The sequence below is a fragment of the Methylohalobius crimeensis 10Ki genome (assembly GCF_000421465.1).
GTDB lineage: Bacteria > Pseudomonadota > Gammaproteobacteria > Methylococcales > Methylothermaceae > Methylohalobius > Methylohalobius crimeensis.
The window spans coordinates 1,638,695-1,652,393 of record NZ_ATXB01000001.1; the positions used below are offsets into that span (position 1 = coordinate 1,638,695).

17 protein-coding genes are annotated in these 13,699 nt (G+C 48.4%); all 17 read right to left on the reverse strand.

The annotated features are described in order from the left end of the window. Window positions 1-5: 5 nt before the first annotated feature. A complete protein-coding gene (locus H035_RS22730) occupies window positions 6-176 on the reverse strand; it encodes a type II toxin-antitoxin system HicA family toxin (RefSeq protein ID WP_200861534.1) in 171 nt (56 codons plus the stop codon). Then, window positions 173-376 carry a type II toxin-antitoxin system HicB family antitoxin gene (locus tag H035_RS0108170; RefSeq protein WP_022948502.1) on the reverse strand — a complete coding sequence of 68 codons (204 nt, stop codon included), beginning with the start codon at window positions 374-376 and terminating at the stop codon, window positions 173-175. Before H035_RS0108170 ends, H035_RS22730 begins: the two co-directional genes overlap by 4 nt. Before the next feature lie 164 nt (window positions 377-540). Further along, window positions 541-765 carry a type II toxin-antitoxin system MqsA family antitoxin gene (locus H035_RS0108180; RefSeq protein WP_022948504.1) on the reverse strand — a complete coding sequence of 75 codons (225 nt, stop codon included), beginning with the start codon at window positions 763-765 and terminating at the stop codon, window positions 541-543. Then, a complete protein-coding gene (locus tag H035_RS22735; protein WP_407635330.1) occupies window positions 766-1,077 on the reverse strand; it encodes a DUF4258 domain-containing protein in 312 nt (103 codons plus the stop codon). Further along, window positions 1,055-2,224, reverse strand: a complete 1,170-nt coding sequence (locus H035_RS20775) for a glycosyltransferase family 4 protein (RefSeq protein WP_152485993.1) — start codon at window positions 2,222-2,224, stop codon at window positions 1,055-1,057. The genes H035_RS22735 and H035_RS20775 overlap by 23 nt, the downstream gene beginning before the upstream one ends. Then, the gene (locus H035_RS18840; protein ID WP_022948506.1) at window positions 2,221-3,225 is read right to left on the reverse strand and encodes a glycosyltransferase family 2 protein; all 1,005 of its coding nucleotides are present in this window, start codon (window positions 3,223-3,225) and stop codon (window positions 2,221-2,223) included. The genes H035_RS20775 and H035_RS18840 overlap by 4 nt, the downstream gene beginning before the upstream one ends. A gap of 14 nt (window positions 3,226-3,239) precedes the next feature. After that, window positions 3,240-4,295: a glycosyltransferase family 2 protein gene (locus tag H035_RS18845; protein WP_022948507.1), complete on the reverse strand. Its 1,056-nt coding sequence runs from the start codon at window positions 4,293-4,295 to the stop codon at window positions 3,240-3,242. Then, a complete protein-coding gene (locus H035_RS0108200; protein WP_022948508.1) occupies window positions 4,279-5,454 on the reverse strand; it encodes a glycosyltransferase family 4 protein in 1,176 nt (391 codons plus the stop codon). Before H035_RS0108200 ends, H035_RS18845 begins: the two co-directional genes overlap by 17 nt. Further along, window positions 5,444-6,781 (reverse strand): glycosyltransferase family protein, encoded by a 1,338-nt coding sequence (locus H035_RS21770; RefSeq protein ID WP_152485994.1) that lies wholly within the window; start codon window positions 6,779-6,781, stop codon window positions 5,444-5,446. Before H035_RS21770 ends, H035_RS0108200 begins: the two co-directional genes overlap by 11 nt. Further along, window positions 6,751-7,545 (reverse strand): class I SAM-dependent methyltransferase, encoded by a 795-nt coding sequence (locus H035_RS0108210; protein ID WP_022948510.1) that lies wholly within the window; start codon window positions 7,543-7,545, stop codon window positions 6,751-6,753. The genes H035_RS21770 and H035_RS0108210 overlap by 31 nt, the downstream gene beginning before the upstream one ends. Further along, the gene (locus H035_RS18850; RefSeq protein WP_022948511.1) at window positions 7,533-8,822 is read right to left on the reverse strand and encodes an ABC transporter ATP-binding protein; all 1,290 of its coding nucleotides are present in this window, start codon (window positions 8,820-8,822) and stop codon (window positions 7,533-7,535) included. The genes H035_RS0108210 and H035_RS18850 overlap by 13 nt, the downstream gene beginning before the upstream one ends. Then, window positions 8,795-9,103: a nucleotidyltransferase family protein gene (locus H035_RS0108220; protein WP_022948512.1), complete on the reverse strand. Its 309-nt coding sequence runs from the start codon at window positions 9,101-9,103 to the stop codon at window positions 8,795-8,797. Before H035_RS0108220 ends, H035_RS18850 begins: the two co-directional genes overlap by 28 nt. A gap of 161 nt (window positions 9,104-9,264) precedes the next feature. After that, on the reverse strand, window positions 9,265-9,654 hold the full coding sequence (locus H035_RS0108225) for an HI0074 family nucleotidyltransferase substrate-binding subunit (RefSeq protein WP_022948513.1): 390 nt from the start codon (window positions 9,652-9,654) through the stop codon (window positions 9,265-9,267). Window positions 9,655-9,718: 64 nt separating this feature from the next. Continuing rightward, window positions 9,719-9,952, reverse strand: a complete 234-nt coding sequence (locus H035_RS18855) for a nucleotidyltransferase family protein (protein ID WP_040574805.1) — start codon at window positions 9,950-9,952, stop codon at window positions 9,719-9,721. Next, window positions 9,942-10,760, reverse strand: a complete 819-nt coding sequence (locus H035_RS0108235) for an ABC transporter permease (RefSeq protein ID WP_022948514.1) — start codon at window positions 10,758-10,760, stop codon at window positions 9,942-9,944. Before H035_RS0108235 ends, H035_RS18855 begins: the two co-directional genes overlap by 11 nt. A 98-nt stretch (window positions 10,761-10,858) precedes the next feature. Beyond that, window positions 10,859-12,028, reverse strand: coding sequence for a transposase (locus H035_RS18860; RefSeq protein WP_022947284.1), 1,170 nt, complete (start codon window positions 12,026-12,028; stop codon window positions 10,859-10,861). Between the two features lie 271 nt (window positions 12,029-12,299). Continuing rightward, on the reverse strand, window positions 12,300-13,697 hold the full coding sequence (locus H035_RS0108245; RefSeq protein WP_022948515.1) for a phenylacetate--CoA ligase family protein: 1,398 nt from the start codon (window positions 13,695-13,697) through the stop codon (window positions 12,300-12,302). Window positions 13,698-13,699 lie beyond the last annotated feature (2 nt).

A 13,699-nucleotide genomic window follows, 5' to 3' on the forward strand; every position in this document is an offset into this window, starting at 1 on the left:
CTTCATCAAATGCTTTTGCAAACCGATTTTAAGGGAGAATTTCCATGAACCGGAACTGAGATCCGAATAGGGCTGTCCGCCTTGGCGTAGATATGATGGCTCCCGGTTATCCGCTTCAGTTGCCAGCCTTTTGCTTGCAAAACTTGGCAAAATCTTTTGCCACTGACCGCTTTCAAACCGCGATCTCCAGGATTTTATCCTTTTCGGTCAAAGAAACCTCTTCCATGTCCACGGAAAGACAACCTTCCACGGCGTCATAGAGATTGCATAATAATTCCTCAAACGTCTCTCCCTGGGTGGCACAACCCGGGATTGACGGAACTTCTGCCCAAAAACCGCCTTCTTCAGCTTGGTGGACCACAACTTTTAATTTCATGAGAATGTCCTCGTTCTTTTTCAAAAACTTGCACACGACACGAGTGCCGGCCGAGTTCGCTTGTCTGGGTAATCATGCCTCGGCATGGTTCTTCAGAAATAGCTTAGCACCCAAAAACGGAAAAACATGGGTGGTGGCGTTGAAGCAGGGCATGATGACGGAGATCATGCTGCCCATCGCAGGATCTCGATTTCCGTTCCTTTATGCCGGGATTCCTCTGCCAGTGTCAAAATCCGGTCGGTGATTTCCTCTGAAAGGTAGTATTCACCGCAGTTGTCACAAATATCAGCCGGTACATTCTTAATGATGATCGTGACTCCCTTCCCCTCCAGGGTGACCGTAGTACGCCCGGAGTGGAGTACGCCTGTTTTGCAGATGACACATTTCATTTACGTCCTCCTGGTCTTGAAGTCGGCGGACCAGATCGAAGGGTCCGGTGGATAAGCGGTGACGACAAAGCAGATACGACTTTCCCAATCTTTGGCCACGACAACGTGGATGGGTCGTCCTTCGATCCATCCGAGTAACAAACGACTGGGATATGGATGGTCATCAGGGTATTCTGTGATGGGCACACCATGTTCTATCACATTCAAGACTTCGTCTTTGGACAATCCCCGTTCGAACATACGGGTTAGGGCATGGCCGCTGAAGCGTACTGCTGTACAATCCATAAATTTAAAGTCTAGCACTCCCGGCATAGAATGGAAGCGCTGGCTTCACCACCCGTTCCCAGGAAAATCCGCGCGCAAACTCGCGGCAGGCTTCGCGTTCGAAGCGGGTCTCGCCGCACAAGAAAGACGCCAGGGCCGTGGCGATGGCTTTGGTTTCGGGCGTTTCCACGAAAAAGCCGCTTTCACCTTCGGCCACCGCTTCCGCGGCGCCGGCCAGTCTTGCGGCCAGCGAAGGGACACCGCAAGCGGCGGCTTCCAGGTAAACCAAGCCGAATCCCTCGTGACTGGTGGGTAAAATCGACGAGGTCAAAATAAATAAATCGGATTGACGCAGTTTTTCCCGCAAATCTTCTCGATCCATGCGACCGGCGAAGGAGACCCGATTTTGGAGGTTCAGCGATTTCGTCAACGCCTCCAGTTCCGACTTTTCTCGGCCATCGCCGACAATGGTGTAGTGAAATTCGTATTGCCTCAGATCGGCCAAGGCGTGCAGTACCCGGTGGATGTTTTTGCGAGGTTCGGACAATCGGGTGATGCTGATCAGCCGGATCGGTCTGTGACGGTCTGCGTCGCATAACGGCAGCGAAAGAAAAAAAGGGTCGACCCCCACCAATGCGGGCAAGGTTTTGCCGCGGCAAGCGGGGATTGTTTCCAGCAGGACCTTTTCCGTGTAGTGGCTGTTGGTCAGGATACAGGCGGCTTTCGGCAGCCAGCGTCGGAGCTTGGCGGTGGTGTCCATCCGCCATGCGTTTTCCATTCGGCGCCAGGGGACTTCCCAACGCCAAAAAGGTCCGAATCGATAAAGGGCCGGTGCGCTCACCGGAAAGTAGGCGCGGAGAAAATCATTGCCGTGTACCGAAACGACGACGGGTTTTTCCGTTTCTTCGGCCATCCAGGCATACGCGGCATTCATCGCATGCCAGGCATCGATGCCGCGGTCTTTCAGCAGGGTTCGATCCAGCACCCGGCGCAACTTCAATTCGGGGCGGATTTCAATCCTCGGCGGATGAATTTCCCCTTCGGGATGGCGCTTGGTGAAGAGGGTCACCGGATAGCCCCGATCGGAAAGCGCGCGGGCGTAACCTAGGGCGTAGTTCTCGACGCCGCCGATGTCGGGGGGGAATTCGGGGGATACGATACCGATGGATGGAAAATTCATAATTATTTTTTTCAATTATTTTTTTTCCAGTGTTCTTGTAGCAACCAAATACTTGGAGGGCACTCGCCGAAGCGACGGAAAATATAATCCCTTATTCCAATCCTAACCGCTTTTTGTCTGGGATTTTGCCATATTGAAAGGTTTTCAAGTAAGTGCCAGTAAAAGTGTTTTGCTCGTTGTTCAGAACCTAGATAAGAAAAACTCATTTTTGGAAAAAATTGCCTGAGAGAACGAAAAATTAGTTTTTTCCACATTCCCATGCTTAAGTTTTTCTCTGCAAACAAAAGATGATTGCGGAAACTATAATACAAACGCATGGGAGAGGACTCGCTCCCAAAGGAGCTCGCGATTTTGTGCCATAGTCGAGCTTTTGGGACAATCAAACAAATATAGCCTGCTTTCCGTGCTCGAAAACACCAGTCAGACTCTTCACGTACTAGGAAGAATCGTTCATCAAATAGTCCAATATTAATTAATGCTTCTGATTTGATAAAAAATGCCGCTCCGATAACCCCAGAAGCTTCGTATGCTTGTTTTTTTTCAAGTGTTGTATGTGGTTGTCCTTGTTTGTATTGAGAAAACAAAATCCTTTTTCGATCAAAAAACTCCCCTGCGGTCCATATTATCTTTGGTTGGTCCATTTCGTAAACCACCGGCCCTAAAACTGCAGCATTAGGATGATTTTTGGAAGCTTCCACCAAATAAGTTAGAGTGTCGGTTTCAAGTTTGGTGTCGTTATTGAGGATGAAAACAAATTCCGTTCCCTGATTCAGGGCGTAGCGTATCCCCACGTTATTTCCTCCGGCATAGCCCAGGTTACTTCCCGTCTCGATCAGATGAACTTTATTGAAACGCTCCCGAATAGCTTCTGCCGAACCATCCTCGGAACCGTTATCCACTACGACCACTTTGAAGTTTGGATAATCCACTCGGTAAACAGAATCCAGGCATTCCAGAGTGTCGTCCTTACCGTTCCAGTTGAGAACAACGATAAAAATCTTTGGGTGGACAGTCACTTACAATAATCTCTTTAGTTTGGTAATCGCCACGTCAAGTGGCGCTCATATAAATGTTTAAAATAATTGGTTAATCGGTGCGAAAGTCTAATTTTTCTGGGGGGCAAACCAGCAAGGTGCTCTAAAGTTGAATCGAGTATCAGTTTAACGGCAGGCAGAGAATAGTTGTGTTTGATAAAATCGTATCCACTTTTGGCAATCCGGTTATAAAGTTCGAAGCTATCCAACAACGCGCAGACCTGGCTTGCAAAGGATTCTGCATCGTCACCTATAAGGAGATCTCTGCCGACTACGACTCCGAAGCCTTCTGCCCGCTTGGGTAAGTTTTGCTCAGCGAACAAAAGTCGGTTGCGGGTGCTGAAGTAGGTCCTCAAAGGGGAGGATTCACTGCCGAAGGCGCTTCCCACTTTGTGCCACACGCTCGCCTGGGGAACGATCAGGCAGGAGTAACCGGCCCTGCGGGCACGAAAGCACCAGTCCGACTCCTCATAGACCAGGAAATACCGCTCGTCGAACAGGCCGATGTCTCGAAGGGCGGAAGATCTTGTAAAAAAGGCCGCTCCAGTCACCCAATCTACCGTACGACCGTCATCCTTATTTAAAACCGTTTCGGATTCTCCTTGTCTCAGGTGCACGCAGGTAAAGCCTTCACCAAAAGCTTCGCCAGCAGTCCAAATGGTCTCCGGCCGCTCCATTTCGTAAATCACGGGTCCCAAGACGGCGGCCTCCGGGTGTTTTTCCGCCGCCTGGACCAAGTGGGTTAAAACATCAGGGGCGACGGTGGTGTCGTTGTTGAGAACGAAAATATAATCGGCCTTATTATTCAAAGCATACTGAATACCAACATTATTTCCTCCGGCATAACCAAGATTTTTCCCGGTTTCGATCAGGTGAGCTTGGGGAAAAGCCTTGCGAATAGCTGGCACTGAATCGTCAGTCGAACCATTGTCCACCACGACGACATCGAAGTTGGGGTAGTCGATTTTGAAAACAGAATCCAGGCAGGCAAGGGTGTCGTCCCGACCGTTCCAGTTGAGGATGATGATGGAAACTTTAGGTGGGGCGTTCATAGGTTCGAATCGCTTCTTCTATGATTTCGCTAATTTGATGGGCGTAAGTTTCAACCGTAAATTCCTTCTCTACCCGAAGGCGTCCTGCCTCACCAAAACGTCGGGCCAAGTCGGGTTGGTTCAAAAGTTTGAGCATGGCTTCTGCAATGGCTTGAGGATTTTTGGGTTCGACGATAAAACCTGTTTCCTCATCTGCGACTACCTCCTCCGGACCGCCGCAGCGGGTGGCTACCACAGGCTTATAACTGGCCATTGCCTCGATGAGAGTAAGGCCGAAGCTTTCCTGTAAAGAAGTGGATACATGCACCTTGGCGGCGGCCAGGAGATTAGCCACGTCACTGCGGAAACCCAAGATATGGAAACAGTCATTCAAACGTGCTTGTTTAAGTAGGTCGCGAATATTTTTCTCAAGTACCGGATCGTTAGTGCTCCCGGCAAGAAGAAAATGCACATCCGGTCTTTGTCGGTGGATCATGACAGCGGCGCGTGCGAAGTCTATAGGGGACTTTCTTTTAGAAATACCACCGACGAAGGTAACTAATGACGCGTTCTGGGGGATGCCTAACTCCATATACACCCGCTTACCGTCGCCACTACGGAATGCTGCTAAATTAACTCCATTAGAAACGGTGCGGACTTTTTCGGATCCATGAAATCGATTATCGGCCAAGGCCTTGGAGGGGGTAATGATACGGTCAGATAAGCTCAAGGTAATGCGATCGATCCAAGTGGTAGGAAAATAACAGCGCAGATCGGCATTGCCACGTAAATGCTCGTGAATATGCCAAACATGGGGGATGCCGGCACGGCGGGCGGCCAAGGCGCCCTCTAGAATCGTGGAGGTATTGGTATAAACCAGGTCGATTTTCTCACGTTCAATCAAGCTAAGTAGAGACCACAGGCGGTTGCGTAGACCGGGAAGATACTTGAACGGATGATTCCATGATGCGCGGTGGCGCGAGGGAATCCAACGGTCCAAAAAGCGGACCATATAATAAACGTTTTCCTGTTTAAGTTTTTCTTCCATCGGTCCACGCCAGGGAAGCACGATAAGGGGCTTGAAGCGATTGAGATCGAGGTGGGTGACCAGTTCCAAAAGACATCGCTCGGCGCCTTTGAGATCGTTGTCATGAGAGAGAAATAACACCTTAACCTGCATGGATATTAGTTAATATATCAGTTAATATGTTATCCAATTTTTTGGTCAATACACGCCTGTGATAATCCCTGGTTTCGGGGCGTTCAACATGAAAAGGGAGTTTATTCTGTTTCCATAAGCTATAAATTAAAATAATTTGATTTTCGATTGAGCAAGTATCATTAATATCTGCTACGAATACATTGTTTTTTATTTTTTCGAAAAAATAAAACGTTGCGCTGTCCAAAGAGCATAAAACTAGAATTGGTTTCCCAATAGCGATATATTCGAAAATTTTGCCCGCGTAACTTCTTTTTTCTTTTTCTCCTGTTATCAGTACTAGGACATCAGAACATTTAAGACTCTCTAAGTTTTCTAGATGGGAAATATATCCATGCAATTTAATCCAGGACTTATCTAAAATAGGTTTGTAAAGTTCTGACTGATATCCGATTATGTTAAAAACAATCTCTTCGCCAATTTTATCTGTATTTATTAAATTTGAAATGGCATTAACTAGTGTTAAAGGAGACCTTTCCTTTGGAAGAACTCCGGAAAACGTTAAATTTAGAACACCTGATGAACGCTGTAGATGGCTTTCAATATTCTCTATAACGTGACCATTGGTTAAGGTCATAAAGTCATCTATGCATCTATTTATTTGACGTGCTGTATCGCGCCCAATAAATGGAGTAGTAGCAAGGATCTTATTTGGTTGTGATAAAGTAATTTTTTCAAGGATCAAGTCAATACGTTTATAAAGTATAGAAGGATATTTTTTTAATGGACTTAACGTCCACTCATCTCTCAAATCAGCGACCCACGGTATACCTCTGCTTTTTGCTAATAAACACCCGGCAAGATGTGTTGTGGGGGGAGGTGATGTTGAAAATATAATATCCGGTTGGTCGGATTTAATAATGTGATATCCATGCCATAAAAGTCTTGGTAAGCAACCAATAAGATCATCTGGGATATTCAAGATTCTTATGATCGGGCGAAATGAGGTTCTTGTGATTTTTGATATTTTATTGTTGATTTTCCATGCCAATGGAATTTTGGAAAAAAAACTGGCGATCTTACGGTCGATTTTGGTGCACCAATTGTATAAAGATTGATTGGCTTTTGGATCATTTACACGTATAACTTTAGTGCTTTCATGAACATGATCTAATAGTGATGTGTCATGTATGAAATAATCGTCTGCTTCTGTTGTGAGCACCACGCATTGCCAACCAAGCTCGCTTAAGTATTTAGAGAAAAATAAAGGGCGCTGTACGCCGCTCCCCCCATGAGGGGGGAAGCATTGAGTTATTATCAGGATTTTTTTCTTTTTAATATCGCGCATTGGTGTCCTTGTTGAATCGTCTCTAGATCGAAATCATGATATTGATTCATCCATTGATCTACAATTTCCTTTTCCTCCTGGCGGCAGTAATCATCTAATACAATTACTGCATTATCTGAAATATAGTTGTAAATTATTGGAAGGGCGGGAAGTCTTGCGTGTTTACATGTATTTGCCGGCGGTCCATCAACAATAATTAAATCGGGTCTATTATCTATTAATGATTTCGGTAGGTTTTTATAGTAAACAAATTCTTTGTTTGATAAATTAATTTTTTCTAGTGGTAGATGTATAAAATCTATATCGTTGTTTAAATTATTTAATTTAGCATTAACTTTTGTAGCTTCTAAGTATTTTATATCATGGTCTATTGCAATATGCTTGGGTGAGTAGCCAAGTATTTTTGCGATCTTTCCTATTAAAATTGTTGAGCTGCCTGAACCAATTTCCAATATGCACTTTGGTTTATGTATTGATAAGTGCTGTACGATAAACTTGGCAAGATGGCTATCTATTGACCAGTCTCCAAAAAAGACAGGATAGTTTAAATCCAAAGCTAATAATGATGAACTGTTTTGGATCTCAACCGATTTTTCATGAATTAGGTTTGCTAGATTATCCTGTTTGGCCGTTGCTTTTAGTAGTTTGCTTTCTATTTTTTCAAAACGCCTATCTTGATCACAAAATCTATATTTAAGCTTCAGGCCTATGTATATTTGTATACTGATTAAAATGATAAGTAATATAAATATTATCCAAAACATTGACTGTTTTCCCTTGAGGATGCATCAAAACTTTTTATAGTATTGTTTTCTTGCCCAAAATGCCATTCTGTTTGTATATGAACTATGCCTAGTTGAGGCAAATGTGACTTTGGTACTTCGTTTGCATTAACTGTGAATGTAGATAACATTTCACCATAAAAAAGCTCGCGTGGAGTACTGTCAAGAATACCTAGTCTTAACGCATATACTCCAGGCATAAGCGGAAGATAGGGTATATGGCATTCAAATATATTCATTCCAGCAGTAATGTCAGGGCGATCGGAAATGTGACCATTACCCATCGAGGATATATAAAAAAAGTCGGTAGTATGGAATCCAAAAATTATTTCAGGTTTTCGAACCGACCGCTTGGCAGTAAATGTACAACGAATATTTACCGGGCTCCCCATTGGGATTTCCGTTATCTCCTCCCCATATTGATCATATAAAGCTAGAGAATTTAACTCTATTTCTCCAGTTTTACGGATGTGTCTGCTGTCAGCTTGATGAGCGACAAGTTGTGCTGAAATTTTTTCGTTACTTTGTTGATAGAACTGTTCACACACCGTGGTTTTATGTCCATCTATTAGGATCTTTCCATGATCAAGGAGAATCGCACGACTACAGAGACGTTCAATTTGACGAATATTGTGACTTACAATTAATACAGTCTTTCCTTGTCGGCTGATCATCTCTTCCATCCGGTCAAAACACTTCCTCTGAAACGCCAGGTCTCCTACTGCCAAAACTTCGTCGATAATCAAAATCTCCGCGTCTAAACTGGTGGCGATAGAGAATCCCAATTTAACTTTCATTCCTGAGCTATAACGCTTCACCGGTGTGTCGATGAATTGCTCCAGTTCGGAAAATTCGATGATCTCATCCAATTTCCGGCGGATGACTTTCTTGGGAATCCCCAGGATGGAGGCGTTGAGATAAATGTTCTCTCGCCCGGTCAGTTCCGGGTTGATGCCGGCGCCCACCTCGATCAAGGGGGCGACGCTGCCGTGTACCGCCACCTTGCCAGATGTGGGCTTGGTGACTTGGGCCAAGACCTTGAGCAGGGTGGACTTGCCCGCGCCGTTGTGGCCGATGATGCCGACCACTTCCCCTTCCTCGATGGTGAAGTTGACATCGTCCAGTGCTAGGAATCGTTCGCGTTGAGCGCGGGGTTTTCGCCGCACCCAGTTGAAGGCGTTGGTCAGGTTGTCCTTGATTCCGGTAATCGCGCCCAGGCGGTATTCCTTGGTCAGGTGTTCGACTTCGATGATTGGCATGGACTGTCCAAAGTTATTGCTGTGAAAAATGGGAGGTGGTTGAGTACGTCGACTTTTAAACCTAGCAGGTTTCGCAATTCCAAGCGGATTGCACCAATGTCCATCAAGGTCGTTTCCGGGGTGGTGTCCACCAGCAAGTCCAAGTCGCTATCTTCGCGATCGTTGCCCTTTAAGACTGAACCGAAGATTCTTGCGTTCGCAGCATGATGTCTGGCAACAATCTGCCGAATGGCCTTTCTGTGCTGTTCCAACGCTTTGGATGGTCGGAGGGGCATATGCATGGTTTTACGTAATTTTTGCCGGCTTCGTGGGTAATGTGTTCTTTGATTCGTTTTAGTTGATCGTTGAGCTGATACGACCTCAGCACCGGATTTTATTCGGGCTATGTTGAATATAGTTTAATTTTTCCGCCAGCAGCTGCCAATGCATGGTCTCCCCATTTTTACCTTTGTTGTCCAACCGATTTCAAGTTCCATAGCAAGCGCTTCATCGGAGGCAAGAACTCCGGAAGCCGGCTGTAGACGGATAAGGCGTTTTGAGCATCATAGGTATGGGACATGCGGTTTCTTGCCGCCAGCATAGCTAGCAAATGGCCTCCTTCATCGATCCATTCCTGTTGAAAGGCCGTTTTAAGGCAGGCTTTGGGAGAGCGGCATTCCAGGCCGAGATCGGCGGCGACGATTTTGACTGTCTTCCAGGCGAGTTCGAAACAAAATTCGAAATATTGGATGCATCCGGCTTTGATGAGATCGCTATCGGCAGGTTCCTGAAGCGCCGCTTCCAGTTGAGCGAGGGCGCTTTCGAAGTCTTCGAGAATTTTGTCAGGCTGCATAAAGTAATCGTCCTTCACGCAATGCTTCGTCTCTGAGCCTGGATGAGGCCCGGTTCAGATCCACTCAATCGATTCGATACAGGGTAGGCAGGTTTTCCAACTCCTCCTCGATGGCGTAAAACGCCTTCAACGATATCGGTCGGTCGCCGATGATCCCTATGTCGAAATCCGAGCGCTCCCCGGCCTTGCCCGTCGCTCGCGACCCGAACAAAAGGATTTTATAGCCCTGCAGCCGGCTTCGGTGACCTTCGAAGACTTGCCTGAGCAGGGTTGGAATTCGCTCTTCGTTAGATGACATCGGCGAACCAGTTTTCCGCGCGTTTGAAATAGAGATAACTGATCGGCAGGACGATGGCGGTTACGATGGCGCCGGGGATGAGGGTGGTCCAATCCGGAGGTAAGCCTTTCAGTAGTACTCGTTGGAAAGCGTCGATGATGCCGGCGAGGGGGTTACACAAGTACAAGGTGTAAAGTCTTTCCGACCACTCGCCTGCGGCGTGCTCTATCAGGAGCTTTTGCTTGACCAGGTCCAGAGGATAGATGATAGGAGAAGCGTACATCATCAGGGATAGCGCCACCGGCAAGGCGGCGCTGACGTCGCGGTAATAGACGTTCATGGCGGCGCCGAAGAAGCTGACCGTGAGTGCGACGACCATGGTGTAAAGGATGATTGCCGGTACCCATATCGCGTGAATACTGGGAACCATCTGATAATAGATCATCAGTCCGGCCAAAATTAGAAAGCTGATACACAGTTCCACGGTTTTGGTGACCATGGCGGTCAAGGGGAAGATTTCCCTTGGAAAGTAGATCTTCTTGACCAGCGCGGCGTTGCTCGTGACGCTCCCCACGCCTTCCGAGGCGGATTCCTGGAAGAAAATCCAAGGCATCAGTGCGGCGAAGGTGAGAACGGGATAGGGTACGTCCCCCGATTCGATGCCGACAAGGCTGCGTACGAGGGTGAATATTAGCATTAACATCACAGGTTTGAGCACTGACCAGAGGAGTCCGAGATAAGCCTGCTTATAGCGGACGATGATATTTTTCCACGCCAGGGCGGCGATGAGTTCCCGGTAGTTGTAGAGATTTTTGGCGACTGTCAGCATGGCTTATCCTTCTTTTCGGATATGGTACTTCCAATGGCATTTTTCATGAGGGCTCGGCCTGACTGCCTGACAAAACTCATTTTTCCATGCAAAATCAGTCATGTAGTGGAGTCAGGGATACAAAAGGTATATTGCCAAGGTAATTCCTCCATCCAGCGCGAACGATCCGAGGCCGTAGGCACGGGAGCGGGGTCGTCGGCGGAAGGCAACCACAACCGATCGATAAGCGCCTTCCCGCAAGCCAGGGCATGGTGGATCCAGTTCCAGCCGATACGGGCATAGCTCAAGCCCCGACACCAATGCGGATCGACGGTTCTACGCTGCCCCTCGGCTACCACTGCCGTCCCCTGACAGGTCACGATCCAGGTGGCCACCGCCATCACAAAGCACAGCCGATCCAAGACCTCGGCTTGCCGAAGCCGGGAAGACGCCCATTGAAACCCATTGGATTTATGGTCCAGAAACCCTTCCTCGATGGCAAAACGCTTGCCGTAATCGGCGAGGGTCGTTTCATCGGTCCATTCATCGCTCAGGATCAGCCAGGGTTCCTTGGCGCCTTTTTCCCAACCCACGGCCACGTTCACCGCTTCATGCACCTTCCAGAGATAAACAGTGTGGTAATAACGCACCTGGCCGGCATCCACGCACCACTTCAGCGGGCGGTAACCAGCGCCGCTCCATCGCCAAGCCGGCGTATTGCGCTTCATCCGAATCCGGCAGTGCCAATCCGGTGTCCGTTTGATCCAGCGCACCAACTGCAGATGACAAAATCCACGATCGGCCAGCAAAATCACCTCAAAACCTTTCAGGCGGGAGACACTTTGCGCCAGAACCGAGCGGTAGACCTGAAAGGCCACGCTGGCACTGGGTTGCCGTTTCACCTTCCAGGCCACCGGAATCGCCCGACCCCGATACACCAACGCCACTTGAATCACACAGAAACTATTCCATAGCATCGTCGTATCCAAGGCCACGTATACGCGGCGTTCCTCGCCCGTCGGTAACCACCCTTTCAACAGCCCCGCATACACCTCATTCACATCGATCCGTCCGTTACTCAACCAACGCCGGAATCGCCGCTCAATGCTTTGGGCATAGCGGGCGCGGCTGTCCACATACACCACCCACCGGCTCAAACCGATGCCCCCACTCAACAACAATCCTGCGATCATCCAAGCGACCGTCGAAAGATGTCGCATATCTCGCCACGGCGCTTGTTTCAAAACCTGGGTTACCGTAACGTACATCCGTGTGGAAGGGTTGTTCATGGGCAATTTCGTCCTTTATCAATCATCATCTCGGACGATCTACCCTACAATCCTTCCGCGCCCTCCGCGAGTTTTGTCAGGCAGCCAGGGGCTCGGCTTTTCCGGTTTACCGGAAAAGAATTCGTCGATTGCTTTGGAGGCCCCTGTAAAGCCCCATGCCCGATGGAGACTCCGCATTCGACAATGTCGCCGTCGATGGATTTTCGATTTTGAAACCGACTGAATGAAAAGCGGTTTTGATGAGATTCTTTAAGAGGGATCTTCCAAGAGGTCATATAGCAGTTTCCCCGCTCACTTGGCTCACGACGTAACGATATTTACCCGATTTTTCAGGTGATATGTAGTCGGTGTATTTTAGCGTTATGGTTGTGTTTTCTCCCAGTCGTTGTTTCAGTTTGTTCTGAATGCGCGTCGCGTTTTCCTGTTTCCATGAACGGGGTTCTGTAACCATCAGGACCAGCAAATGTTTGAAGTCCGTTTGGACGATTTTGAATTGCTTCACCCCCGGCGTTTCCCTAAGTACGTAAATGAGCGCTAAAGCGTGCATGACGGTACCGTCGGAGCGTACGATCAAGTCGGTGCTGCGTCCCTCAACTTCGTCCAGTACTTCCAAGCCTCTTGCTTGCCGGCAAGATTCCCGACTACGCCGGGCCCGGTCCCCGGTGCGATAGCGGATGAAAGGCTGAACTTCGGAGGCCAGATTGGTGATGACCACTTCACCGAGCTCTCCTTCTGGAACGGGGTTTCCGCGGTCGTCCAGAATTTCTACCAAAATCCATTCGGAATTGATCAGCATCTGGCCGGTAGGCGACTCGAGGGCAATGAGACCGGCATCTCGCGCACCGTATTCATTGGCAACCGGCGCATTGAAAATTCTGCCGATCAGTTCGCGTTGATGAGGATAGAGAGGTTCGCCGGTAGTGTAGATGACTTTTAATGAGGAAAGATCCGGGATGCGGCCGCGTCGTTCGGAGTGCTCGGCAAGAAGGGACAGGCTGCTGGCATAGCCGTAGAGGGTTTTGGGCCGGAAACGTTCGAGTTCGTCGAGATACCTGTCCATGTGCTGGGGAGACATGGCGAAAGCATTGAACAGTCGTTGATTGCAAAGTCGATCACGGAGGGACTTGATCCAGTCGGTGCGGTTGAGTTCGGTGGGGGCGCCCCAAAGAAAGGCTTCGCGATCACCTACGTCAACGCCCCACCAACGTCGTGCCCGGATTCTACAGGCGGCGTCAGCTGCCTGGCGTTTGCGGCCGAAATAAAAGATCAAGGGTTCTCCGGTAGATCCGCCAGTGTTATAAGGGAATATTCCTCCTGGAGCGTGACGCCATACTATTTCGCGGCCGTGTTGACGAGCGTCTTGCTTGGTCATCAAGGGAAGTTGGCGGAATTTGTCCCAGGTCAAGTCTTTCGGATCAATGCCGGCGGCTTGCATTCGTTGGCCATGCCAGGGGCAATGGGCCTCGGCGGATTGAAGAAGTTGCTTGAGGCGTTGCAGTTGAAGCGCCTCCAGCTGATTGCGAGAAAGGTATTGGGTTTTTTCCAACTCGGCCAGGTAGGGAAAAGTCGGTCTGCCAAGCAGGAACTCGTGGCCCCGGTATATTTGTCGGTGTAAAGCAGATGGCAGGATGCAAGCGCTTGCTTTGGCCGTCAGTTCGGAAATTATCACAC